22 protein-coding genes are annotated in these 24,785 nt (G+C 59.9%); 10 read left to right on the top strand and 12 right to left on the bottom strand.

From position 1 onward, the window contains the following. Position 1: 1 nt before the first annotated feature. From ASE36_RS05910 to ASE36_RS05925, 4 genes are all read right to left on the bottom strand, one after another. Positions 2 to 2,263, bottom strand: a complete 2,262-nt coding sequence (locus tag ASE36_RS05910; protein ID WP_062276443.1) for a chemotaxis protein CheA — start codon at positions 2,261 to 2,263, stop codon at positions 2 to 4. 16 nt (positions 2,264 to 2,279) lie between these two features. After that, positions 2,280 to 2,645 (bottom strand): chemotaxis response regulator CheY1, encoded by a 366-nt coding sequence (gene cheY1 / locus ASE36_RS05915; RefSeq protein ID WP_006726298.1) that lies wholly within the window; start codon positions 2,643 to 2,645, stop codon positions 2,280 to 2,282. After that, entirely contained in the window at positions 2,642 to 2,941 is a 300-nt protein-coding gene (locus ASE36_RS05920) for an STAS domain-containing protein (protein ID WP_062276445.1), read from the bottom strand. Before ASE36_RS05920 ends, cheY1 begins: the two co-directional genes overlap by 4 nt. 133 nt (positions 2,942 to 3,074) lie before the next feature. After that, on the bottom strand, positions 3,075 to 4,697 hold the full coding sequence (locus tag ASE36_RS05925) for a globin-coupled sensor protein (protein ID WP_062276447.1): 1,623 nt from the start codon (positions 4,695 to 4,697) through the stop codon (positions 3,075 to 3,077). A 433-nt stretch (positions 4,698 to 5,130) separates the two neighbouring features. Here ASE36_RS05925 and ASE36_RS05930 point away from each other — a divergent pair, with 433 nt between their 5' ends. Together ASE36_RS05930 and ligD are read left to right on the top strand one after the other, a co-directional pair. Next, the gene (locus ASE36_RS05930; RefSeq protein WP_062278124.1) at positions 5,131 to 5,985 is read left to right on the top strand and encodes a Ku protein; all 855 of its coding nucleotides are present in this window, start codon (positions 5,131 to 5,133) and stop codon (positions 5,983 to 5,985) included. A gap of 2 nt (positions 5,986 to 5,987) precedes the next feature. After that, the gene (ligD, locus tag ASE36_RS05935) at positions 5,988 to 8,588 is read left to right on the top strand and encodes a DNA ligase D (RefSeq protein ID WP_062276449.1); all 2,601 of its coding nucleotides are present in this window, start codon (positions 5,988 to 5,990) and stop codon (positions 8,586 to 8,588) included. 6 nt (positions 8,589 to 8,594) lie between these two features. Here ligD and ASE36_RS05940 read toward each other — a convergent pair whose 3' ends face one another. After that, positions 8,595 to 9,404, bottom strand: coding sequence for a Ku protein (locus ASE36_RS05940; RefSeq protein ID WP_062276451.1), 810 nt, complete (start codon positions 9,402 to 9,404; stop codon positions 8,595 to 8,597). A 285-nt stretch (positions 9,405 to 9,689) separates the two neighbouring features. Between ASE36_RS05940 and ASE36_RS05945 the strand changes: the two genes are divergently transcribed. After that, a complete protein-coding gene (locus tag ASE36_RS05945) occupies positions 9,690 to 9,953 on the top strand; it encodes a DUF2934 domain-containing protein (protein ID WP_062276453.1) in 264 nt (87 codons plus the stop codon). A gap of 128 nt (positions 9,954 to 10,081) precedes the next feature. Next, on the top strand, positions 10,082 to 11,533 hold the full coding sequence (glgA, locus tag ASE36_RS05950; protein WP_062278126.1) for a glycogen synthase GlgA: 1,452 nt from the start codon (positions 10,082 to 10,084) through the stop codon (positions 11,531 to 11,533). Positions 11,534 to 11,818: 285 nt separating this feature from the next. Here the strand turns inward: glgA and ASE36_RS05960 are convergent, their stop codons facing one another. Continuing rightward, complete coding sequence (locus ASE36_RS05960) at positions 11,819 to 12,094, bottom strand: hypothetical protein (protein ID WP_062276457.1); 276 nt, start codon at positions 12,092 to 12,094, stop codon at positions 11,819 to 11,821. 100 nt (positions 12,095 to 12,194) lie between these two features. Here ASE36_RS05960 and ASE36_RS05965 point away from each other — a divergent pair, with 100 nt between their 5' ends. After that, positions 12,195 to 12,491, top strand: coding sequence for a hypothetical protein (locus tag ASE36_RS05965; RefSeq protein ID WP_062276458.1), 297 nt, complete (start codon positions 12,195 to 12,197; stop codon positions 12,489 to 12,491). Positions 12,492 to 12,533: 42 nt separating this feature from the next. Here ASE36_RS05965 and ASE36_RS05970 read toward each other — a convergent pair whose 3' ends face one another. Together ASE36_RS05970 and ASE36_RS05975 are read right to left on the bottom strand one after the other, a co-directional pair. Continuing rightward, positions 12,534 to 12,785, bottom strand: coding sequence for a hypothetical protein (locus ASE36_RS05970; RefSeq protein ID WP_244474668.1), 252 nt, complete (start codon positions 12,783 to 12,785; stop codon positions 12,534 to 12,536). Positions 12,786 to 12,843: 58 nt separating this feature from the next. Continuing rightward, complete coding sequence (locus ASE36_RS05975) at positions 12,844 to 14,529, bottom strand: sensor histidine kinase (RefSeq protein WP_062276460.1); 1,686 nt, start codon at positions 14,527 to 14,529, stop codon at positions 12,844 to 12,846. Between the two features lie 134 nt (positions 14,530 to 14,663). Between ASE36_RS05975 and ASE36_RS05980 the strand changes: the two genes are divergently transcribed. Beyond that, positions 14,664 to 14,939 (top strand): BON domain-containing protein, encoded by a 276-nt coding sequence (locus ASE36_RS05980; RefSeq protein ID WP_062276462.1) that lies wholly within the window; start codon positions 14,664 to 14,666, stop codon positions 14,937 to 14,939. 109 nt (positions 14,940 to 15,048) lie between these two features. On the opposite strand, the gene ASE36_RS05985 is transcribed toward ASE36_RS05980, so the two are convergent. Both ASE36_RS05985 and treZ read right to left on the bottom strand, forming a co-directional pair. Beyond that, complete coding sequence (locus tag ASE36_RS05985; protein WP_062276463.1) at positions 15,049 to 15,318, bottom strand: hypothetical protein; 270 nt, start codon at positions 15,316 to 15,318, stop codon at positions 15,049 to 15,051. 78 nt (positions 15,319 to 15,396) lie between these two features. After that, positions 15,397 to 17,361, bottom strand: coding sequence for a malto-oligosyltrehalose trehalohydrolase (gene treZ / locus ASE36_RS05990; protein WP_062276465.1), 1,965 nt, complete (start codon positions 17,359 to 17,361; stop codon positions 15,397 to 15,399). 66 nt (positions 17,362 to 17,427) lie between these two features. On the opposite strand from treZ, the gene ASE36_RS05995 reads away from it, so the two are divergent. Further along, entirely contained in the window at positions 17,428 to 17,613 is a 186-nt protein-coding gene (locus ASE36_RS05995) for a hypothetical protein (RefSeq protein WP_062276467.1), read from the top strand. A 30-nt stretch (positions 17,614 to 17,643) separates the two neighbouring features. On the opposite strand, the gene ASE36_RS06000 is transcribed toward ASE36_RS05995, so the two are convergent. Next, the gene (locus ASE36_RS06000; RefSeq protein WP_062276469.1) at positions 17,644 to 18,738 is read right to left on the bottom strand and encodes a GH25 family lysozyme; all 1,095 of its coding nucleotides are present in this window, start codon (positions 18,736 to 18,738) and stop codon (positions 17,644 to 17,646) included. 204 nt (positions 18,739 to 18,942) lie between these two features. Here ASE36_RS06000 and ASE36_RS06005 point away from each other — a divergent pair, with 204 nt between their 5' ends. Both ASE36_RS06005 and ASE36_RS06010 read left to right on the top strand, forming a co-directional pair. Beyond that, positions 18,943 to 19,254: a hypothetical protein gene (locus ASE36_RS06005; protein WP_062276471.1), complete on the top strand. Its 312-nt coding sequence runs from the start codon at positions 18,943 to 18,945 to the stop codon at positions 19,252 to 19,254. A gap of 193 nt (positions 19,255 to 19,447) precedes the next feature. Then, positions 19,448 to 19,723: a hypothetical protein gene (locus ASE36_RS06010; RefSeq protein WP_062276473.1), complete on the top strand. Its 276-nt coding sequence runs from the start codon at positions 19,448 to 19,450 to the stop codon at positions 19,721 to 19,723. A 279-nt stretch (positions 19,724 to 20,002) separates the two neighbouring features. On the opposite strand, the gene ASE36_RS06015 is transcribed toward ASE36_RS06010, so the two are convergent. Next, the gene (locus ASE36_RS06015; RefSeq protein WP_062278130.1) at positions 20,003 to 21,745 is read right to left on the bottom strand and encodes an MFS transporter; all 1,743 of its coding nucleotides are present in this window, start codon (positions 21,743 to 21,745) and stop codon (positions 20,003 to 20,005) included. A gap of 631 nt (positions 21,746 to 22,376) precedes the next feature. On the opposite strand from ASE36_RS06015, the gene ASE36_RS06020 reads away from it, so the two are divergent. Further along, on the top strand, positions 22,377 to 24,746 hold the full coding sequence (locus ASE36_RS06020) for a phage/plasmid primase, P4 family (protein ID WP_062276475.1): 2,370 nt from the start codon (positions 22,377 to 22,379) through the stop codon (positions 24,744 to 24,746). Positions 24,747 to 24,785 lie beyond the last annotated feature (39 nt).

Below are 24,785 nucleotides of genomic sequence, written 5' to 3' on the forward strand. Positions count from 1 at the left end.
ATTACCCTGCGACGGCGAGTGACATTTCCTGTCTGAGGGACTGACCGCGCGAGGCGGCAACGACGGCATCCACATCAAGGATCAGCGCGACGCGGCCATCACCGAGGATGGTTGCGGCAGCAATACCCGGTACGTGGGTGTAGTTGGCTTCGAGCGACTTGATGACGACCTGACGCTGTCCCTGGATCGCATCCACCATGAGGGCGCGCTGGCCACCACCTTCGGATTCGACCAGGAGGGCAACGCCTTCCATCGGGTTTGCCTGGGTGCCGCGGAAGTTCAGGATCCGGCCGACATCCACCAATGGGCAGAAGGAGTTGCGGATCGAGATCAGGCGCTGATTGGCACCGAAGGAGTGAATATTCTGCGCTTCCGGCTGCAGGGTTTCGACGATCGCGGTCAGGGGGACGACGAGGGTCTGACCTGCCACCGTGACCACCATGCCGTCGAGGACGGCAAGCGTCAGTGGAAGGCTCATGGTGAAGGTCGAGCCCTGGCCCGGACGCGAGGTGATGGAGATACGACCACCCAGTGCCTGGATCGAGCGCTTGACGACGTCCATGCCGACGCCGCGGCCGGAGATGTCCGAGATCTTGTCTGCCGTGGAGAAGCCAGGCGCGAAGATCAGGTTGTCGATCTCTTCGTCTGTCAGGTTCGAATCGGCTGCGATCAGATCGTTGTCGATGGCCTTCTGGCGGACGCGCTCGCGGTTGATGCCAGCGCCGTCGTCGACCAGTTCGATGACGATACGGCCCGAACGATGCTTCGCCGTCAGCTTGACCGTGCCTTCCGGGTTCTTGCCGGCGGCAGCACGTTTTTCCGGAGTCTCGATGCCGTGGTCGACGGCATTGCGGATCATGTGGGTCAGCGGCTCGGCAAGCTTGTCGATGACCGTCTTGTCGACTTCGGTGTTTTCACCTTCCGTGACCAGGCGGATCGACTTGCCGACCATGTCGGCCACTTCGCGGACAATACGCGACATGCGCTGGAACACGGGCTTCACCGGCTGCGCGCGGATCGCCATGACCGAATCCTGGATCTCGCGGGTGAGCTGCTGCAGCTCGTCGAGGCCCATGTTGACTGCCGAAGTGCCGGTCGCATCGTTCTCGATGACGCTCTGCGAGAGCATCGCCTGGTTGATGACGAGCTCGCCCACCAGGTTGATCAGGCGGTCGACGCGGTCGAGATCGACACGGATGGTCTGACCGGCGGCGCTGTTGGCCTGTGCAGCTGCGGCAGCGGCAGCAGCGGCGGCAGCAGCTGCCGGCGATTCTTTCTTTTCGGGCTTGGCGGCACCGGCCGCCATCTTCATGACGTTGGATGCGGTTTCTGCAGCGGCAACAGCGGCGGTGACCGCCTCCTGCGCACCGTTGTCTCCATCAGGCTCCGGACCTTCGTCGAGAGCCGAGAGATCAAAGGGAACCGGAACCATCGGCAGTTCTTCGCCGGGTGCCTTCGTTTCCGCCTCGATGACCTTGATGTCGAGGTCACAATCCCACTCGGCAAATTCGAAGACCTGGCGAATGCCCTCTTCGCCCTTTTCGGCGGTGATCTGAATTTTCCAGCTGAAATAGGCAGCTTCCGGATCCATCTCGTCGAGCGGCGGCAGGCCATCGGTGTCGCAGTGGATGCTCATCTCGCCGAGGCGCGACAGATCTCTGAGCAGGAGAGCTGCCTCGTTGCCCTTGGAATAGAGCTCACGACGCGGCTTGAAGGTGACCTCGAAGGTCGAAGCAACCACGGTCTGCTCTTCTTCGCCGCCGAAGCCATCGAAGGTGAAGGGAATGGGCTGGAAGCCGCTGTCGTCAGACGGCGCTGGGGCGGCTGCGACCGGTTTCGGAGCAGGAGCTGCGACAGGAGCTGCCGAAGGAGCCGGCACCTCGCCATTGGCCAGCGCTTCGAGTTCCTTGACGAGACCGCTCGAACGGCCCGGGTCGACACCGATACCATCGCGGGAGGCGGTCACCAAGTCGGCCAGAACGTCGGCCGACTTCAGCATGACCTTCATGACCTCAGGGCCAGGGTCCAGCTTGTTGGATCGAACGCAATCAAGAGTCGTCTCAAAAACGTGCGCGAAGGCTACCAGGTCATCGAGACCAAAAGCGCCAGCGCCGCCCTTGATGGAGTGAACGGCCCGGAACACGGCATTGACCGTTTCCGGATCGCGATCTCCGTCATTCATTTTCAGAAGACCGGATTCCAGTTCTGCGAGCTGCTCCTCGCATTCCTGGAAGAAGATCTCTTTGATTTCGTTCATATCCATAGGAAAAATTCCTGGCTTAGGCGGTTACACGCTCGATGGCATCGATCAGCTTGGTCGGATCGAAGGGCTTGACGATCCAGCCGGTAGCGCCAGCCTGGCGAGCCCGGTTCTTCTTTTCGGCATCGCTTTCCGTGGTGAGAACCAGGATCGGCACTGCGCGATACTTCTCGTTGCGGCGAACGCCTTCGATGAAGCCGAAGCCGTCGAGACGCGGCATGTTGATATCGGTCACGATAACGTCGGGATTGCATTCTTCGAGAACTTCCAGACCCTCAACGCCGTCTTCGGCCTGGATGGTTTCGAAACCTGCGTTGTTCAAGGTGACCAGAAGCATGTTTCTGATGGTTCTGGAGTCATCCACTGTAAGTACTTTTTTCTTCACTGCCGGATCTCCTTAGCGAGCAGATGATCGATATTCACGCCAATCAATTGAAGGGTTTTGAGAAAAGCCTCCGAGGCCTTTCCAAACGAGAAGGGATGCTTGTCGACTTCCCAGGCCTTGGCTGCCGCCAGCAGAACCTGTGCACATTGGGCGCCCAGCCGCTCGACGCCCGAGGCGTCGATGGTGAGAGGCGCACCGCGCATGGCCAGAAGATTGGCCTTGAGATTGGATGCCTCGTTCAGGTCCAATACCGCAGCCAGTTTCAGACCTTTCTGTTCACCTTTCTTACTTGCCATCATTTCTTTCCTTGTCTCACGGTGCCCGCGCAATCATGCGAACAGCCTTCAGCGGTTAAACTTTTCACCGCCGCTCTGATCGGATTGCACGCCCGTCGAATCCTGTTGTAGCGCATGGTGGTAAACAATCTTCTCAACCTCCCAGCCCTGCGAGTGGGAAGGACATTCCAAAGTCTTCGTCCAGCGTCTCCGCGTGTGCCGCAGTCGGCTGCAAGCCCGTGCTTGCGCCGTTGCGCCCGCCGGATATCTGAATGTGCGGGGCGCTTCGGGGAGCACGCGACTGGCGCTCGATGTGGAATTCGCGGATCGTCGCTCCGAGTTCAAGAATGACGGCATGCAGATCCTGCGAGCCCTGGCTGGTGCCACGGGCAAGATCGGCCGTGCCGGAAAGGTCAACACCGATCCCGGCCACCGTTGAGGTGAGGCTACCGAGCTCGCCAGCATGCAGATCGGTTTCACGGGCGAGATCGGACACGGTGCCGCTGATGTCTCCGACCTGAACCACGATATCGGCAATAGCGCCCTGTGTTCTTGCAACCATGTCAACGCCGGCCGAAACCTGGTTCTTCGTCGTCGTGACAAGGGACTTGATTTCGCGGGCGGCATCAGCCGAGCGCTGCGCCAGAGCCCGGACTTCCTGAGCGACGACAGCAAAGCCACGGCCGCTGTCTCCTGCACGGGCAGCTTCGATCCCCGCATTCAAGGCGAGAAGATTGGTCTGGAAGGCAATCTCATCGATCGCGCCGATGATATGGCCGATCTGTTCGGCGGAGGCCTCGATTTCAGCCATGGCCGCAATCGCTTCACCAACCACGTGGCCGCTCGCTTCTACCGAGCGGCGGGTGGCAGCGACAGATCCTTCGGCCTTTCTGGTGCGGGAGACGCTGCCGCGCACCCCGGCTGTCAGGGTTTCGAGCGCGCGTCCGGTTTCTCCCAGGGTCTCCGACTGGGCCTCGACACGGCCAGCATAGTCCTGGGCCGCCTGGGCCAGCTGCTCGGTTGTGGAACGGGCGCGCACGAGCCTCTCCTCAGATGAGAGGAAGGCAGACTGCAGTTGTTCAAGCGCCTCGTTCATGCGCGTCGACAGGTCGGAAAAGGCCTCCGGTGCGTCTTCGGCAATACGGATGGTCAGGTCGCCGCCCGCCAGTCCATCGATGACAGGGCGGAAAATGGCATCGAACTCGGCCCGATCCTCGGCCCGCTGGGCGGCGAGGTCGCGGTGATGCTTCAGGCGTAGTTCGTTGAAGCGCAGCGAGACGGCGATTTCGACATCGACCATGACCAGCCGGATGAGAGAGCCGACGAGATCGGTTATCTCGCGCTGCTTGCGTCGACTGGAGGGCAGCAGTCCGGAGCCGTTGGCCTCGGAGACGACCGAGGTGACCAGATGCTCCAGCACCACGGCATGGCCGGCGATATGCCAGCGCGGATCGAGGCCCATCCGGCTTTCGCTGTCGGAGAGCACCTTGACCCGCTCGGCATAGAGAGCATCGAAGCGGGCATCGGTCAGCACGTCCCAGTGGGACGACAGAAGATCGTGGAGACGGTCGTATTGCCGCTCACTGGTGAAGACGCGCGCCGCATCGGGTGATGTTTGCAGGCGCTGAAAGAGATCCCGAAGAGCGGTCTTCAATTGCGGGGAGAGCAGATGGCGGTTCTGGCGCAGCAGGTCGCACTGGGCTTCGTCGAGGCCGGCAAAGCGCAGCCGGTCGCGCAGGCTTCCCGCCTGTGATCCCGCCGCCCGTTCCGTCGACATGCCCTGACTTGTCATTCCTACCGCATCGCCGCCGGCTCTTTCGAGACCGGTGCTTCCCCGTCGGTTCGGCGAGCTTCCTGTTCGACATGACTGGAAGGAGCGAAGACATGACGTCTCCGTTGCCATCCGCGTCAGGGACAGGTGTTTCGTCGAACAAATTCCATGAACATTTCAAACCGGACCAAAACCGGTACGACGGGACGGCGTCATGCCCGAAGGAAACTCGAGGTGAGTCCCACTCCGACGTGTCCACTCATGTTTATGGTTAATTCCTTGCCTGAAGGTTAATAACGCTGCGACGTTGTCCCGATGTAGCTAATATTAGCGATCATTTTTGTTCAGGCCGTCTGAGGCCATGCTTTTTTGCGTAAAGCAGCAGGGTGGAACAAAGCTGTCTCGGCACTCGTTCGATGCGAAACATCGGGAGTTGGACGTGAGCGCACGGGCGATCTGGAAAGGGTATCTGTCGATCGGAGACGTGGGATGCGCGGTCGCGCTCTATTCCGCGATCGACGCACAGGAACGCACATCGTTTCACATCATCAACCGGGACACGGGCAACCGGGTGCGGCGGCAATATGTCGACGAGGACACCGGCAAGCCAGTCGACAAGGATGACCTCGTCAAAGGCTATGATCAGGCTGACGGCAAGACGGTGATACTGGAAGCCGACGAGATCCGGGACGCCGTGCCCGATAGCGACAAGCGGCTTGAAATGTCCGCATTTCTGCCGTGTTCGGATATTGATACGCTTTACCTCGAACGCCCCTATTTCCTGGCCCCTGCCGATGCCCAGTCCATCGAGGCCTATGACCTGATCCGCGACAGCATGGAAGCGGCCAAGGTGGCTGCGGTGGCGCAGACCGTGCTGTTCCGCCGGGTTCGAAGCGTGTTGATCCGACCGCAGGGGCGGGGCCTTATCGCGACGACCCTGAACTACGACTACGAAGTGCGCGACCCGGCGGAGAGCTTCGGCGACATTCCGAAGGTGAAGATCGATCCTGAAATGCTCGATCTGGCGCGGCACATCATCGATACCAAGATGGGCACCTTCGATCCGGCCGGCTTTGAAGACCGCTATGAAGAGGCGTTGGCTGAACTGGTGCGCGCCAAGATCGCGGGGCGCAAGCCGAAGAAATTGCCGAAACGCAAGGCGGAGAATGTGACCAGTCTTCTGGACGCACTGCGTAAAAGCGCAGGTGCCGCCAGCGACACCAAAGTGAAGGCAAAACCCGGAAAAGACCGCAAGACACCCGCGCCCGCAGCGCGGCAGAAGAAGGCGAGCTGACCATGTCGCTGTCGGAATATCGGCGCAAGCGTGATTTCAAGGCGACGCCGGAGCCGAAGGCGGCAGCGGTGAAAACCAAAGGCAACAGCTTCGTCATCCAAAAGCACGCCGCTCGCCGGCTTCATTACGATTTCCGCCTGGAAATGAATGGGGTGCTGAAAAGCTGGGCCGTTACGCGCGGCCCGAGCCTCGTTGCCGGCGAGAAACGGCTCGCGGTGCATGTCGAGGATCATCCGCTGGCTTACGGAGACTTCGAAGGCGTCATCCCACCCGGACAATATGGATCGGGCGAAGTGATCGTCTGGGACCGTGGCCGCTGGGAACCGCTGCATGATCCGGCGAAGGGCTACAAGAAGGGGCATCTGGAATTCTCGATCGAGGGAGAAAAGTTGCACGGCCACTGGCATCTGGTGCGGATGGCAGGCCGAGAGGGCGAAACACGGGAAAACTGGCTGCTGATCAAAGGTGACGACGAGTTTGCTCGCGCCGAGGATGACCCTGATATCATCGAGGAAATGCCGCTGTCGGTGAAAAGCGGGCGCCCGATCGAAAGCCTGAAAGGCGACGGGAAGGCCAAAGTGTGGAATTCCCGTAAGACAAAGACGAAAGCGACTGCCAAAGCTCCTGGCAATGCGACTGCCAAAGCCTCACCCGCCAAAGCTGCTGCCGCGAAGGTTTCGGTCGAACCTCAAGCAGTTGGGAAGATCAAAGGCGCCAAGCCCGGCCAATTGCCGGAATTCGTTCCGCCGGCACTCGCGACACTGGTCAAGTCCGTACCGACGGGAGGCCGTTGGCTGCATGAGATCAAGCTCGACGGCTATCGGATGGAAGCCCGTATCGACCATGGCGAGATCAAGCTTCTCACCCGCACGGGGCTGGACTGGACCGAACGCTTCGGCGAGGCTATCCATAAAGCACTGAAAGGCCTGCCCGTTCAGACAGCACTGCTCGATGGAGAAATCGTGGTCGAGACCGGCAACGGCAGCAGCGATTTCTCTCTGCTACAGGCCGATCTGAGTGACGGGCGCAGCGACCGCTTCGTCTACTATATCTTCGATCTGATGCATCTTGACGGACAGGATCTCACCGGTGTTTCGCTGACGGATCGCAAGTCCCTGCTGGAGCCTCTGCTCTCGGCGGTCGATGGGCCGCTCAAGTATTCGGCCCATTTCGATGAGAGTGGTGATCTTGTCCTGAAACATGCCTGTCGGCTCAGCCTTGAGGGCGTGATCTCCAAAGTCGCTGACGCACCCTATCGCTCCGGCCGAGGACGCGACTGGGTCAAGTCGAAATGCACGGCGCGTCAGGAACTGGTAATCGGAGGCTACGTCCCCTCCTCCGTTTCGGACAAGGCTATCGGTTCCCTGATCATGGGCGTGAACGACAAGGACGGGTTGCGCCATGTCGGTCGCGTCGGGACAGGGTATAGCCAGAGCCTCGCAAGACAGTTGTTCCAGCGGCTTCAGCCCCTGGTACAGGCGAAAAGCCCCTTTGCCGGAAAGCTGACCGGACCGGAGCGGAAGGATGCCGTTTTCGTCGCTCCGGACCTCGTGGCCGAAGTCGAATTTCGCGGCTGGACCGGGGACGCGCATCTTCGGCATGCGTCATTTCGGGGGCTGCGCGAAGACAAGAAAGCGAGCGAGGTCGTTCAGGAAAGCGACGCAAAGACCGAGGAGAAGCCCACGAACAAGGCACCCGCTCCGGCCGGCGTCTCGGCGAAACGCAGCGTTCCTCTGACCCATCCAGACAGGCTCTACTGGCCGGAAGCCGGCGTCACAAAGGAAGGGCTTGCCGACTACTATGTCCAGGTCTGGCCGCGGATTGCGCCCTTCATCGTCGACAGACCGCTCGCCTTGTTGCGATGCCCAGAAGGCCATTCGGGCACGTGCTTCTTCCAGAAACATGGCTGGCGGGGCATGCGCAAGGAAATCATCACCATCCGCGACCCGAAGGACGAAGACGAGCAGGCGCTTGTCGGCATCCATGATCTCGACGGGCTTCTGGCTCTCGTGCAGGGGGCTGCGCTGGAGATCCATCCGTGGGGGTCGCGAGGGGGCGACCTGGAGCGGCCCGACATGGTCAATATCGACCTTGACCCCGGCCCGGATGTCAGTTGGGAGCGGGTGATCAAGGCTGCCTTCGAAGTTCGGCAGCGGTTCGAGGACATGGGCCTCACCGGCTTCGTCAAGACATCCGGTGGCAAGGGCCTGCATGTGGTGGCGCCGGTGAAGCCGAAGGCGGAGTGGCCAGCGGTGAAAGCGGCGATGAAGGCGCTTGCCGATGGCATGGCCGCCGACAGCCCTGAAGAGTATGTCGCGACGATCAGCAAGGCGAAACGTCAAGGCAAGATCCTGATCGACTATCTGCGCAACGGTCGGGGCAATACGGCGGTCGCACCGTATTCGACACGTGCCCGAGACGGTGCACCGGTCTCCATGCCGCTGTCTTTCGAGGAGTTGGGACCAGGCATCGGGCCGAACTATTTCACGGTAGAGAACACGCCGAGCCGGCTTGAGCATCTGGATAGCGATCCGTGGGCCGACTTCCGCAAGGCAGAAGCTCCCATCGCAACCGTTGCCCCCAAGGGTCGTCGCAAGCGCTAGAGCCTTTCATTTGCGGGACGTGGTCTTTTTCTCGGAGGCGAGGCTGCGGCGAAGCGCTTCCATGATGTCGATGACATTATCCTTGCGCTCCGGTTCGGGCGCTTCCTTTACTTTGCTGCGCTTCGATTTCTTGCTGCGCATTGCAATGATCTCGTGCAACCGCTCCTCGACCGGGTCTTGAACCAGCTTCGGCGACCAATCGCGCAAACGCGCTTCGACCAGCTTTTTCATCATGGTCTTGGCGCGAGCCGCCGGAGCTTCCTCACCGGACTTTGCGAAAAAGGGATCAGCATCCCGAACTTCATCGCCATAGCGAAGGGTCCAGACCACCATGCCGTTGTCGCGGGGAACGAGCAGCACTGAATGCTCCCGCCGATAGAGAACGAGACGGGCAATGCCACCGGTCTGAGACTTGCGCATGGCTTCGCGAATGACGGCGAACGCTTCTTCACTCACCTTGTCTGCGGGCGCGAGGAAATGCGGACTGTCGTACCAGATCCAGCCGATCGAGCTCTGCGGGACGAAGCTTTCGATATCGATGGTGCGGGTGCTTTCCAATGCGACGTCTTCGAGTTCCTCGTCTTCGAACAGGACGTAATCGTCCTCGCCACGAGCATAACCCTTGACCTGATCTTCGTCCTCGACCGGCTTTCCCGTTTCCGCATCGACATACTGGTTGACGACGCGGTTGCCGGTTTTGCGATTCATGTTGTGGAAGCGCAGTTTGTTGCTTTCCGTGACGGCCGGTGTCATGGCCACTCGGCAGGTGACCAGCGACAGCTTCAAATAGCCTTTCCAGAACGCTCTTTGTGCCACCCAACTCTCTCCCCTGCGCGCCATCTGTGCTCGGGCCTGCCCCGGGAAACGCGGCGTTACCGGAAGAGTTCCGTCCTCTATCAAATCGGTGGTTGCGCCGGGAACCGTTTCCCCGCGGTTGCGTTCTCCTGATGCCAGTTCCCCTTGAATGACAATCCGGGGATCGGCCAGAGGTATGGGGGTACCGAGGTCGATCAATCCGGTGCGGTGGGCGCGACGAGACCGCGCCCGATCGAGAAGGTCATTCCCGTGGAGCCAGGCCAGCGGCGACGACGGAGAATTGCCATGCCTGAACGAGACTACGACTGGATAGCCCGCCGCGCCTACGCGCTTTGGGAAGAGAACGGCCGCCCGGACGGCGAGCACGAGGCACATTGGCTGACCGCCCTGAACGACTGGGAAAGGCTGCAGGATGCCGCCGCGCAGACGACGGAAAAGGCGGAGCGGCGTATCGCTCAAGCTCAGGTGTCGGCCGAGGAGGAAGGCCTGATCATTACCGAAGAAGCCGTTCAACCGCGACGCAAGTCCGCGAGAAGCCGGAAGGGGTAACGACAGTGGCAGGAGTCGATCTCACACTCGCCCTCAGCAGGGCACAGTTTATTCAGAGGGTCAGGGAAGCCTATCATCGTGAAGAGGATGAGGTGGCCAACCGGCGGCGCGCCGTGACCCGTGTCCCTCTGCACGTGCTTGCGGTAACCTCCGAGATCTATCCGCTCGTGAAGACCGGCGGTCTGGCCGATGTAACCGGTGCTCTGCCAAAGGCATTGGCGACTTTCGGGATTGAAACCCATACGCTCATCCCTGGCTATCCCTCCATTCTCGCCCTTGCCCGGCTCCATCCGCCGCTCATGGAATTCGACGATCTACTGGGAGAAAAGGCGACCCTGCGTCATCTCGAAATCGATGGTATCAGCCTCTTCGTACTAGACGCGCCTAATCTCTACGACCGGCCAGGCGGTCCCTATGTGGATGAGAACGGCTACGACCACCACGACAACTGGAAGCGGTTCGCCGTGCTGTCACTTGCCGGTGCAGAAATCGCCGCGGGCGCCCTGCCCGGCTGGCGTCCGGATCTCGTGCACACCCATGACTGGCAGTCTGCGCTGACCTCCGTCTATCTGCGTCAGATGGGATCGCCGGTGCCGGTGGTGCTGACGATCCACAACCTTGCCTTCCAAGGCCAGTATTCGTCCGATCTGCTGCCTCTAATCGGCCTCCCACCCGAGGTGTATTCGGTCGATTCTATGGAATATTTCGGCGACATCAGCTACCTCAAGGGTGGCCTCATGACCGCCGATCATATCACGGTGGTAAGCCCCACCTATGCCCGCGAGATCTTATCGCCAACGTTCGGCATGGGTCTTGACGGCGTGTTGAACACCCGGATCGACCGCCTGCAGGGCATCGTCAACGGCATCGATAACGAGGTCTGGGACCCGTCGACCGACCCGTACCTCCCCTTCCGCTTCGACATGAAGACGCTTCGCAACAAGAAGAACAACAAGGCCCTGCTGCTGGAGCGGTTCAACCTGCAGCCCGGCGATGGCCCCTTGTTCTCCGCGGTTACGCGCGTGACATGGCAGAAGGGCATGGACATGCTGGCCGAAGTCGCCGACGAGATTTTCTATCGTGGCGGCAGGCTGATCGTGCTTGGTCAGGGTGACCATGCGATCGAGAACGCCTTGAAGGAAACCGCCGCGCGCTTCCCCGGCAAGATGGCGGTCAGCGTCGGTTACAACGAGCCCACGGCCCATCTCATCCATGGCGGATCGGATTCGATCATCCAGCCGTCGCGCTTTGAGCCCTGCGGCCTCACCCAGCTCTACGCGATGCGCTATGGCTGTGTGCCGGTGGTTTCTCGCACAGGCGGGTTGTCTGAAACCATTATCGACGCCAATGATGCCGCCCTTTCGGCACGAGCGGCGACCGGGTTCCAGTTCCATCCTGTGCGGCCTGAGGGGCTGCGCCAGGCTCTCCGACGCGCTGCAGACGCTTATCAGGACAAACGCAAATGGGCACGGCTGCAGCTGCAGGCCATGCGCGCAGATTATTCCTGGGATCGCAGTGCCGAGAGCTATGCGGAAGTTTACGGCAGGCTGACCGAACAGCGGTTCCAGGCCACTCACTGAGACCTCATCCGTCACCATAACAAAAGGACCCGGCATCACATGATGCCGGGTCCTTGATGTTTATGCCGATCGTTTACTGGCTGGTCTGCCCGTCCGTGGTGCTTTGGCTTGGGCCGCCGGTCCCTGTTTGAGGTGTGGGATCCTTATCAACCTCACCCGCCGGAACCGTACCGGAAGTCGTCGTGTCCTGTGAGCCAGAGCCCACGCTGCCACTGGTGCCGTCGCCGTCACCACATGCGGCCAACATGCTCAGCAGCCCCACGGTCACCATTAATGTCCTGATCTTCATCGCCAATCTTCTCCTCTGTGTTCAGTCCTCACCGGACCGCCTCGCAGTGCGATGCTCCGCTCCAGCTGTGCGATATCGTCGCTCGTTGCAGGGACTGGATCTTCCGAGATTGCTTCCAGCACGGCCGGGTCCAGCGCCCCTGAGCGCAGGGCCATGCGAAGTGTTTCACGCGTCTGGCGCTCGGCCTCCAGCTGGGCGAAGAGCGCGATGATCAACCGGTCGCGCGGATCGGGGTAGCGGCGCCACTGAGGAGGGCGGACTGTCTGGACCATTGCCTTGTCCTTTCAGGAGATAGTTTGGTTAATGGGGAAACTTTTGCCGCCCTCCATTGTTCCCCTTGCCTAGCCGCAACAGCGCGTCATGGAGGAAGTCATGCAGATCGAGAGCCAGATGATCGAAGGCCGCTTGAACGCCCATCGAGAGATCCTGATATCGCTGGTGACTGAGGCACTGCTGGCACCGGGTGGCTCCAATCATCTGCTACGGAATCTCGAGCAGGAGGTTCTGCTGCGCGACGGGTCGGAAGATCCGGGAGCGACACCTTCCGCCGGCTTGGGGCGCGGCAATGAAAAGAGCGAGGAAATCCGCCAAATCCTCGATACCGCCAAGGAAAGGGCCGAGGCTCTTCGCCGGATCACCATCGGCAACGCCGACGGCGCAGCGTCGTAGGGGCAACCCCGGACGTGACAAGCGCCCGGGTGGCTCAGTCCCTCAGGACTTGTCTGGGTCGCGAAGATCGAAATTGGCGTCCCAGTCGTCCGGCGGATCCTTCTTGTCCGGGCTCCATTTATGCGCGGTGGCATCCTCGGAACCGGTAATGACGGTCGGTTTTGCACTGGCGACACCATCGCTTTTGCCACCGTGCTGGGTGCCGACGAACTGGCCGGCGGCATCCTTTTCGATCTGTTGGGCTTTCTTCCCCTCAGACCTCGTCGCAGGGGCATTGTTTCGGTCGGTCGTCATATCCGTTTCTCCTATTCTGTTGGGAAGACAACAGGCGAAACGACGGCAAGGTTCCGGGTCAGGGCTTGTTGGCACCGATGAAGGCATGAAGGGGCGCGAGCAGAACCCAGCGCAAGCCGCTGGACATGAAATCCATCGTCACTTCTCCGGAGAAGGAACTGGCGGCGTGGCGCTCGATAACGGTTGAGCCGAAACCCCGCCGCGTTGGAGCCACGACCGGCGGACCATGAAGTTCAGTCCATGTGAGCCGGAGCTTCGGCTCCTCGCTGCCTTCGCCCTCAATTGCCCATTCCACCCGAATGCGCCCCTCCAGCACAGACAATGCACCGTATTTCACGGAATTGGTCGCCAGTTCATGGAAGACGAGACCGAGGTTCTGGACTGCACTCGCATTGACGAGAAGATCAGGTCCTCCCCGATCGACACGATCGTCCGATCCGACAACGGTCGCCATTTGCAGGTCGACGAGCGTTGCCAGCGGAATGCCGCCCCACTCCTGCCGGGCAAGCGCTTCGATCGACTGGGCGAGCCCGGCCAATCTGCCGCTCACTGCTCGCTGAAAGTCTTCGACGCTGTCTGCGCCGCGGGCAAGTTGCCGCATCATCGCCTGAACCAGCGAAAGGATGTTCTTCGTCCGATGAACCAGTTCCTGGAGAATGAAATGAATGCGCTCCTCTGCCTCGGCTCGATCGAACGAGGCGTTCGACAGGGCCACCGCCACATAGTTGGCCTCCAGGATCCGTGTGCGTTCGGGCGAAACGATATCGCCTTGTCCGATGCGATCGGCCATGCAGGCGATGGTCCGGATCGAGGCGCGTAGCTGATGTGCAGCGATGAGCGCAACGGCGAGGCTGAGCGCGAGGATGACGAGACTGCCGAGGAGGAGGCTTTTCCAGGCGGTCACAAAGGTTTGCTGAGCACTTGAGACCGGTCCCCATACCGCAATGCGCCACGGCCAATCCGTTACCTGGGCATAACCCAGAAGATACTGCTCTCCGTCCTGGTAGAAGACGGTGTTGTTGTTTCCGCCGAACATCAGTTCCAGCCATGAGGCAGGAAAGGCCTGTCCCGGCGGCCTGTCTTCGACACCGCTTGCGACGATTACCTTGCCCTTGTCGTCGAGAAGCGCAGCAGACCAGCGCGGCGGTAAATTTTCCCGGGAGGTGTGACTTGCGAGACTGGCTGCATCCTGGGTGAGAACCACTGCGGCTACGCCTGCCGGGTTGGCAGCACTTACCGGCATCGTGATATTCACGACCCAGCGTTGGCTGGTCATGCCAAAGAACACGCCCGACAGGGTGGACTTTCCAGACCGCAGCGCTTCCTGCAGCGATGCTATGTTGGACATGGGACGCAGAGGCGTGCCCCACGGCATGCGCGTGTTGACAAGCTGCGTGCCGTCGCGTCGGACCAGCAAGACATACATCGAGCTTCCCTCAAGGCTCGCTCCGACCCGTTTGTAGAAGGCTTCTAGATTGCCCTCGCGCAATTCAGGGGAATTGGCCACGAGCGTGAGGGTGGTCTCCATGTCGGAAATCTTGCGCTCGATGCTTCTACCGATGGCCTGGGCATCGCGCCCTGCATTGACCTTAAGCGCCTGGAATTGCGACCGCTCAAGCTCGAGCAGGAGGACGGCGGCAAAGCCCAGCAGCGGCAGGGTCGACAGCGCCACCATGATCGTCAGGTAAGTCCCGATCGAGGCCGTGGGGAAAAGGTTGCGCAGGAAGCGTCTCAGTCGCTTCATGGCCTGCTCCTTGCTGCACCGCAGGTTCCCGATGTTCGGGCTAGGTTCCGGCGAAGACATAGGCCCGCCTTACACAAGGCGAACCAAAGGCTAGCTGCGGCGTTTCCTCTTCCAGCAACAAAAGGAGACAAGACATGGTTTTCAAACCACAGCAGTTCCACGAGGAGGATCCGGTCATCACGGAAGAATTTCCTGCAGCCGCAGCACTTGAGCAGCGAGTGGCGGAAGCGATTGCGGTTGCGCACGGGCTCGACGCCACCGAATTGACGGTCGTGGCGAAAGGGGGCGAAATTTTCCTTGGTGGACACATCGGATCGCGCGGAGAAATCGACCGGGCTGTCGAAGTTGCGCTGGCTGTTCCGGGCGTGGAGAAGGTGACGGTGCAGATGCAGTCTCCGGGCGAGCCTTAAGCGGCCGCACCTGAGCAAAGGCGACGACGCCCAGCGCCGCCGCCCATATACTTCTAAATGACTTTGGGTATCTGATCCCACGCGCTTGGCAGTTTCTGGAGCGGCAGGTCTAGGCCTGCCCTGCTCCACTGACCTGCATCGATGACGCAAGTCCGGCTGGGGACCAGACGTCCGAGCGTCCCTGAACTTCAAGCATGCGCCCGCGCAGATCTTGCTGGCGCAGGACAAACTTGCGCCTGTTGCCGGCTACCTGCTCCGAGCAGGTCCGCGCGGCTTCCGCCGCCAGCCTGTAGCTTGGATAGACGGCGGACTGCCGTCCCTCAAGAACATAGGCCCAGCCGTCAGCATGGGGGATGATGTCGCAATAGGTCTCACTCATGGCCGCACTCCTCCTGATCTCATCCCAAACGGTGCTTAGGGCGTTTGGTTCCCGAGCAGGCCCAAAAAAGATCAGGCCTCAGCCCTGGACGAAAATCAGGCTTTGCGCCGCCAGTTCTCCAAGGTCGCGCATATCGCTTTCGGCGGAGGCGGAAGACACATGAACCGTTTTCCCTCTGACCGGAGGCACCATGACGGAGGCATCGGTGAAGTTGGCACGAAACTGCCAGCGAACTTCTCCCAGCTGCCAGTCGATCGCGAGGATCCCGTCCTCCGCCTGCAGTACATGACCGACACCCCCACCGATATCGATCAGCAGCGGCACCAGATGTTCGCGGCGTTTTCCCAACAGCTCGGCAAAAAAATCGCGTGCCTCCCGTGGCCGCTGAGACCGCGCCTCCTCCCAGTTCATCTTCGACATCCGGAAGGTCTCGGGGTCATTGGGATCGGTGACTTCATCCAAGGTCACATCGTCACCGGAGCCAAAATCGCGCGCCTGTTTCAGCCGATCCTCCGGGGTGTTCTGCTGCAGCTCCTTCGGATAGTCGCTGAAGAAATAGAAGCGGGAGTGGCTGGCGAATTCATCGCCCATGAACACCAGCGGTATCTGCGGGGAGAGCAGAAGCATGGCCATGAGCCGATTTCGAATATCATCATCGATCTGGGTCCAGAGCCGATCACCGCGAGCGCGGTTGCCGACCTGATCATGGTTCTGCAAGAAGTTGACGAACGTCACAGGCGGCAGATGACCGCTCGGCTCCCCAAAGATCTTGTCGCCTTCCCCTTCGATGGTCTCCCCCTGGAGGACAAAACCGGTTGCGAGGCTCCTGCCGATCCGCCGCCAGAAATCATGTGCGAACGGCTTGAAATGACCTACATGCTCACCCGTTGCCCAGGCGTGGACCAGGTGGTGATAGCCATCGTTCCAGACGCCGTCATAGAGGCGTACGGCGTTGTCTTCCTTGCGCTCATGGAATCGGGTCAGGCCACGCCCGTCTTCCAAGACGAGATGGACGTGTCGGCCAATGAAGGTCTCGCGCGCGACAAGGGCGAGTTCTTCGAGAATGTGGATTTTTGACGTCTCATCCTTGATCTGATCGGCGGCATCAAAACGCAGGCCGTCGAGATTGAACTCTTCAAGCCAGTAAAGCGCGTTCTCAATGACGAAGTCTCGGCAGGGCCTGCGGCCAAAATCGATGGTCGGGCCCCAAGGCGTTCCCTCCGTATGCATTACTTCCGGCGCGTAGACGGAGAGATAATTTCCGTCGATGCCGAAGTGATTGTAGACGACGTCGAGCATCACCATGAGGCCCAGATCATGGGCACGATCGACGAAAGCCTTCAGGTCATCCGGGGTACCATAGGCAGGATGCGGCGTATAGAAGAGCACACCATCATAGCCCCAACCGCGTTCGCCACCGAAAGCCGCAATGGGCATCATCTCCACCACCGTGATGCCAATCGCCGCCAATTCCTCCAGCTTTTCTGCGGCGGCCGCAAAAGTGCCTTCTTCGGTGAAAGTCCCGACATGCAGCTCGTAAATAACCGCCTCGCTCCAGGGGCGGCCGCTCCACTCGGTGTTGCGCCAACGATAGGCGGTGGGGTCGACGATCAGTGAGGGGCCGTGAACATCCGATTTCAGGGCCCGACCTGCCGGATCCGGAACCACAAGCCCGTCGGGCAGAACGAAGGCGTAAGGCGTCCCGGGCGCGACATTGGTTGACAGGAATTCAAACCAGCCGTCTGCAGCGGGCGACATGGCGACATCTTCACCGTCCAGACGGAGCGTCAGCTTTTCCAGCGACGGCGCCCATAGGCGGAAACGGACTTCACCCGCAGCGGTATATTCTGCGCCCCAGGATTTTGGAAACACCCGGTATTCCCGGTCTGCGCCCTTGCCCGTGTGCCGAGAGCCTCTTTGCTCCATTGCGTCCATCGCATCCACCTTCTGTGCCGAGTTGAATGCACCGAACGGCAGGTTGCAGGAAAGGTTCCGGATGAGACCAAAACCAATGGTCGCGAGAGGAAAGGAACCTTCGCTCACCCGCAAGGATTGTCCTGTTCATCGCGGATGAAATGCATTGCGCGAGAGCATGAAAGGAGACCAGTCATGTCTATTGTCGATGGCATCACGCCAGGCCAGACGCCCCCCACTGAACAGCCGCCGATGCCCGCACCGACCTGGGCACCGGAGATCGAGGAGCCGGCGCCGGATCTGCTGCCGGACGAGTGGCCAACCCCCAATCCAGACGAAAATCCGGACCCTCCGGTGGTTGAACCGGGCGTCGGCATTTAGCACCGTGGAAAGCGAAGCCGTCAGAGTGGCTTAACGGAGACCAGCCACTCTGTTCCAACTCTTCGAGCCGGACACCCAATTCTGCCAGTCTGCGACCGAACCACGGAAGACGTTCAGGTCGATCTTGCCGTTCACCCCCTGGGACAGGCCTGAACCGGAGTATTGCCAGAACACCCATTTGCGGCCCGGATAGGTCTTTGACGGATGGGCGGCGACCGAGCGCAGCCAGAAGGGATAGTCAAGGAAATAGCCGTCCAGATTGTCCTTGTAGAAGTCCGGGGCTGTATAGATGACGGGGCGCTTGCCGTAATGGCGCTCCAAGCGGTCCATGAAGACCTGCATCTTTTCCCGCGCCTTTTCTGGCGACAGGCGGAAGCGGCAGCTCGACTCGCCGTTGTATTCGACGTCGATCACCGGCGGGAGTGCGTCTGGATCGCGCGGGACGTTGCGGATGAACCAGTCAGCCTGTTCGCTCGCCACGCGACACCAGTAGAAGAAGTGATAGGCGCCGCGCTTCAGGCCCGCTTCCTTTGCCTTACGCCAATTGGTGCGGAACATGGGATCGGTGTGGTCGCCTCCGTCCGTCGCCTTGATATAGGCGAAGTTGGCCCCCTGGCTCCTCAGCTTCACCCAATCGATATCGCCCTGCCAACGGGACACGTCGACGCCGTGCACGGCGTGATGCTTCGGCTTGAACTTGCCGAAGTTCATCGGCTTGGCGTCGCGGAAACGCTGGCTGTAGACCCGATGGCGGCTACCCGCACTCGGCGCCTGCTCTTCATCCGGCGCCAGGGTGGGCGGCAGGGAGGAAGCCGGCGGAACCGGCGGCATCAACATGGCAACAGGACGCTGGTCGGGAACCGTCATCCCGGCCGTCACGGGCGGCGCTTCGAAATGCGCCTGGCTTGGCGTGTCACCGGCCCAGGCCAATGCTTCGGGGCTAGGAGACGCAATCGCGCCCGTCTGCTCGTCTACAGCGACAGCCGGCACAGGCGCCGGGGCTTGCGCGACTTGGGCTGCCGGCTGGGGCTTCAGCCGCAAGGCATCGACAGGGCTGGTCCGCGCCGTGCAGCCGGACAGAACCAGCGAAAGGGCGAGGAGCGACGGAAGAGCCTTGAAACGCATGATACAGTGACTCGCAGGTTGGCCGGGCGCAGGAGGATACGCCCGGGAACTCCGGGAATGGCTAACAAAGCTTTACGTGCAAATGCTGAATCCAATATTTACGGACTGGGTTAATGCGCAGCCGGGCCGTCTTTCAGAGACAGGAGGCAGCTTGCCAAATGGGCTTACGCATGGAACCTTGCTGACGCATTTCGGGAGACGCCAATGAAACGCCTGGTCTTGATCGCCGCACTCTTCGCAACAGGTTTTGGCCCTTCGTCCGAGGCAGCGCTATCCGGCTACTATGACAGCATTGAGCGGATCGGCACGATCCTCGGCGATCCGAAACTGGCGGACATACTGCGGCAGCAGCCGATCGGCGCAATCAGCAATACCGGCACGCGCAAGGATGGTGCCGCAGAATGGACGATCCGGACGCAGGACTGCGACTTGAAGGTTTACCTCGTTCCCGTTCTACCCGATGGACCGGGCAAGACATCTTACACCCTCGATGTGCCGGACGGACAGTGCAGGTGATGGGCCGGGCTTGAACCGAACGGGGAAACGGGTTTCAGGACAACAGCGGTCGCGTCTACGTATTTGAAAGCGGTGGCAGGTTATTCCGCCGTCCAGTCTAGACGCATCACAGCCAACCCCATAGTCTGCCACGGATCAGGACCGAGAAAATGGTATGTCTTGATCAACGAATACAATAGCTGAGGGGCCACCCATGGGGGACATCGTCCTTTCTCAACTGATGGATCCGTTTCGGATCGGGTTGATCTTCTTCCTGTTGCTGACCGCATTGCGGACCAGGGCAAATATGGGCCTCTGGATGCCGCTCGCCATGGGCGTGGTCTTCATCGCCATCCTCATTCCACTGACAACCGCTGCGGCATCGACCGTCAACCGTTTCGAAGCCATCGGCCTCGGGATCGTCAGCAATGGATTGATCCTTGGCGTGATGCTCGCGGGTTGGAGCATTGCTCGCAAAATACGTCACTGACAGGAAAGACGTCACAAGGATGCATTTGGTGAGGCAAGTCCCTCGCCTCATCCCGCCGTCGGAACGGGGCTCCCGCAATCACAGCCCTCTATCTGAAAAGGGATCAGAATCCCTTTCTTCCCTGAAGACCTGCATGCGCCGACTGTTCGTCTGGATGTCAGAACGTCTAGCACCCGGCATCAAGTCTGCAGCATGTCCGGAGATCGCAGAGCAGAACCCGAAATGAAACAGGCCGGCAAAGCCGGCCTGTCCCCACTCACTCATTTCTCTTCGAGGCGATCAATCCTTGAAGATATCCTTCTTATGCGTGTTGCCGGGGACCAGCAGCGCGCCGATGACGACGGTCGCACCGGCGATGATGATCGCGTACCAGAGACCGCCATAGACGTTGCCGGTCTGCGCCGAGATCGCGAATGCGGTCGCCGGAAGCAGGCCGCCGAACCAGCCGTTGCCGATATGGTAGGGCAACGACAAGCCGGAATAGCGGATGCGGGTCGGGTAGAGTTCGACAAGCATGGCGGCAATCGGACCGTAAACCATGGTCACCAGGATGATGAGATAGGTCAAGATCAGGATGACGCCGATCTTCTGGCCGGTGAAGATGTCGAAGAAGTTCGACGCCTTGGCGACCGTCGGGTTGTTGTCGGCGACCAGCGGATAGCCGGCAGCCGTCAGCGCATCGTTGATCGACTTGGTGAAGGCCGCCGGAACGGCCTTGACGTCGTCGCCGGTCAGCGCAGAGGCATCATAGGATGCGATGACCGTGTCGCCGACCTTGACCTGAGCGGCGGTTGCTGCCGGATCTTCGATCGTTTCGTAGTTCACCGAGGTCTTGGCGAGCGTCGACTTGGCGATGTCGCAGGACGAGGTGAACTTGGCTGTGCCCGTCGGGTTGAACTGGAACGAGCAGTCGCCAGGGGCTGCCGTCACCGTGACCGGGGTCTGATGAGCGGCGTAAAGGGCCGGGTTCGCCGTCTTGGTCAGCAGCGGGAAGACGAAGTTGTAGGTGAGAGCCGCAATCAGGCAGCCTGCTAGAATGATCGGCTTGCGACCAATGCGGTCGGAGAGCGAGCCGAAGAACAGGAAGCCACCGGTGCCGAGGATCAGCGACCATGCCACGAGAACGTTGGCGGTGAAGCTGTCGACCTTGATGACGTTCTGCAGGAAGAACAGGGCGTAGAACTGGCCCGAATACCAGACGACGGCCTGGCCGGCGACGAGGCCGAAGAGCGCGATCAGGGCGATTTTGCCGTTCTTCCAGGTGCCGAAAGCTTCGCGCAGCGGTGCCTTCGAGGCGGCACCCTCTTCCTTCATCTTCTTGAAGGCGGGCGATTCATTCATCTGCAGGCGGATGTAGAGCGAGATCAGCAGCAGGACGACCGAGCCGAGGAACGGGATGCGCCATCCCCAGAGATCGAAAGCCTTGATCATCTTGGCCGTTCCATCCGGATTCATGACCGCCGCACCGGCTGCGTCGAGAACCGGCGTCGGATCCCAGTGGCTGTTGACATAGCTCTGGACCGACAGGATGACGACCAGCGAGAGCAGCAGGCCGAGCGTTGCCGTCGTCTGGATGAAGGCGGTAAAATAGCCGCGCTGGTTGGCCGGCGCATGTTCGGCCACATAGACGGCGGCACCACCGTATTCACCACCGAGCGCCAAGCCCTGCAACATACGCAGGACGATCAGGATGATCGGCGCTGCGGCTCCCCAGGAACTGTAGCCCGGAAGCATGCCAACGAGGAATGTCGAACCGCCCATGATCAAGATCGTCATAAGGAAGGTATATTTGCGGCCGATCAGATCGCCCAGCGCACCAAAGACCAGCGCGCCGAAGGGGCGCACGATGAAGCCGGCGGCAAAGGCCAGAAGCGCAAAGACGTTGCGCGTGGCTTCCGGAAATGCCGTGAAGAACTGCGCGCCGATGATCGCGGCGAGCGAGCCGTAGAGATAGAAATCGTACCATTCGAAGACTGTGCCGGCGGACGAGGCCATGATGACCTTTCGTTCCTCCGCAGTCATGGGGCGCGAACGATCCCCAACGTTCATTTCCGTAGTTGCCATTATTTCCTCCTCCGTGAATTCTGCCCCAACGCCCGACCCGTTCCGTTTCCAACGAACAGATCTCGCGCAACGGTGACGTCGCCCAAGCGGACGACGCTTCCTCCAGGTCGATCCCGCCCATCCTTGTCCCAAGGCGGAATAGACAATTGTCTAGGAGTAACCAATCTGCGGAGAGTCGTACATTCTCCGTTAGTCGCAGGCGGAAGGAGGACCGCTCAACGCCCGGCATGGAGGCGGCCAAGGGGCTTGGTGGAGACGGAGCGGAGAAGGACAGGTAAATTCAGCGGGAAAGGCCGCCGTGAACGAATATCTTTCTCAGGAGAAAATGGTGCCCGGAGGCGGATTTGAACCACCGACACGCGGATTTTCAATCCGGGTTTGTACCGGCGATTTCAATAGCTTCTGCGGGAAAACCTGTCAAACACTCGATTGGAAATCAATGTGTTAGGCGTGCGTTGTCAAACCGCGATGGACCGCCAAAACGAAAAACCCCCGCTTCCTCGGGAAAGGAAAACGGGGGGAATAAACATGATCGCGGGTATTTGAATACCACATTGCCCCGCTGCTTCGCAAGCCTTTGGGGTGGAAAATGATAGGTCTTCAACAGTTCATCACGTGGCAAGCCGTACCTGTTCCAGGCGGCAAGCCGACGAAGATTCCGACCGATCCGAAGTCTCGAATTCCGATCGACCCTCACGACCCCAAGAACTGGTTAACATACGACCAAGCTCGGGCGACCGGCCTTCCCGTGGGTTTCGTTCTCACCGATGGCGATCCGTTTTTTTGCATCGATGTCGATGACGCGAAAGACACGGCCGGCAATTGGGATCAACGAGCTCTAGATTTGTTGGCGATGTTTCCCGGCGCATTTTCCGAACTGAGCGTGTCGGGAAACGGCTTTCATATTTGGGGCCGTGCTGACATTCTTGCTCTCGGCCCGAGGCGGAAAAAGTTCGTGTTGCCTTCGGGTCTTAAAATTGAGGTCTACACCGATAAGCGTTTTATCGCTCTCGGGCCGAACAACAATGGCTTGAATCCCGATCTCGATTGGACGCCTTTGCTTGCTTCGATCGTGCCAGTCTCGACCGATCCGACCGACAGCACACCGTTGGTTGACGTCGCCGATCCGGCATGGTCGGGGCCGACGGATGATGATGAGCTTATCGCCCTGATGCTGTCAGCCCGTGGTAGCATCGCGGCAGCGTTCGGCGACGCGGCATCGTTCACCGACCTATGGCAAGCCCGTGTGGATGTCTTGGGGCGTGTCTATCCGTCAACGAGCGGAAAGCCGTTCGATCATTCCAGCGCCGACCAGGCGCTTTGCAACGCCCTCGCTTTCTGGACAGGCAAGAACCCGGCTCGAATGGACCGGCTGTTTCGTCGTTCTGGTCTGATGCGCGATAAGTGGGAACGTGCCGACTATTGTTCGGTGACGATCAGCAAAGCCGTGCAGTCCACCCGCAATGTCTATTCGCGTCACCCTGCCGTCGCCCCTGTGGGCACGACGTTCAATCAGGTGATGACAGAAGCGAGAGACATTTCGCCCGCCGATGTCGAAGCGATCAAGCGTCTGTGTGGTGAAGCGGCAAAGCTCGGAGCTGTTGAAAAAGCAACGGTGCTTTCACAGCTCAAGGCAAACACCGGCCTGACAATGGCGGACCTGAAAAAGCAGGCGGGATCCGAGGAAAGCGAACCGGACCATTTGGAATTTGCTCGCAAAGCCATTTCAAAAATTGGCCCCGAGAACATTATTCATGTCGGTCAATTCAGTTGGAAATTCTCTCACGGGGTCTGGAAGCGTGCGGACGATCGAGAGTTAAAGAAGCATGTCCAGGCGACGCTTGCGGCCGACGGCTTCACCGTCACCGCACCTCGTATCAGTGGCGTCACCGATGTGATGAAGACTGAGATTTTTCGACCGGATCATGAATTCAATCTTGGCAATTCCGAAACGGTCAATTGCACAAATGGCGAACTCGAATTCGTAAATGGGCAATGGGTGCTGAATCCGCATCGGCGCGAATTGTATAGAACAACTCAAATCCCTGTTGCCTTCGATCCAACGGCACGTGCACCCCTCTTCGAGCGGTTTTTGATGGATGTCTTTCGAGACGATCAGGACCGAGACGACAAAATTCGAGTGGTCTTGGAAATGATGGGCTATTCGCTCATGAGCCATGCAAACCGAGAGAAATTCGCGTTGCTGATTGGTGCTGGCGCGAACGGTAAATCTGTTCTGCTGGCAACCCTTGAGGCGCTTCTAGGCAAAGAGAATGTCGCGGGTGTCCAGCCGTCCAATTTCGACAACCGTTTTCAGCGAGGCCATCTCGACCAGAAGCTAGCGAACATCATCAGCGAATTGAAACAAGGTGAGACGATCGCGGACGCCGAACTGAAGGCCATAACCAGTGGTGAAGCGGCGACGGTAGAGCACAAGGGCAAAGACCCTTTCGTTATGCGTCCTTTTGCAACGTGCTGGTTTGGAACTAACTTCGTCCCACACACACGAGACTATTCCGACGCCTTCTTTCGGCGCGCCCTGGTGATTAAATTCAACCGAGTCTTTGCACCTTCCGAACAGGATCCTAACCTTAAGCAGAAGCTCCGGGCCGAACTACCGGGCATCCTTAACCACGTCCTTGGGGCATACGCCGCTGTTGTCGTCCGTAACGGCTTCACCGTGCCTGTCTCTTCGCTCGAAGCAAAAAGGAAGTGGCAGGTCGAAGCGGATCAGGTCGCTCAGTTCGTGGACGATAGGTGCGAGCCGAAGCCGGGTGCGTCGGTCGGCACAACGATGCTTTACGGGGTGTATCGAGGATGGGCCGAGTCGAATGGTGTCAGAAACATCCTTGGTCTGCTGCAGTTCGGGAACAGGCTTGAGGCGTTGGGCTACGGTCGGTCACGTACTATGCATGAGCGTGTCATAACCGGTCTATCAATTCGCGGAATGCCCGTCTGATTGAACAATCATCATTCAACTATAATGACCCGCCCTCGT

The organism is Rhizobium sp. Root274 (assembly GCF_001429245.1).
In the GTDB taxonomy this organism is placed as follows: domain Bacteria; phylum Pseudomonadota; class Alphaproteobacteria; order Rhizobiales; family Rhizobiaceae; genus Allorhizobium.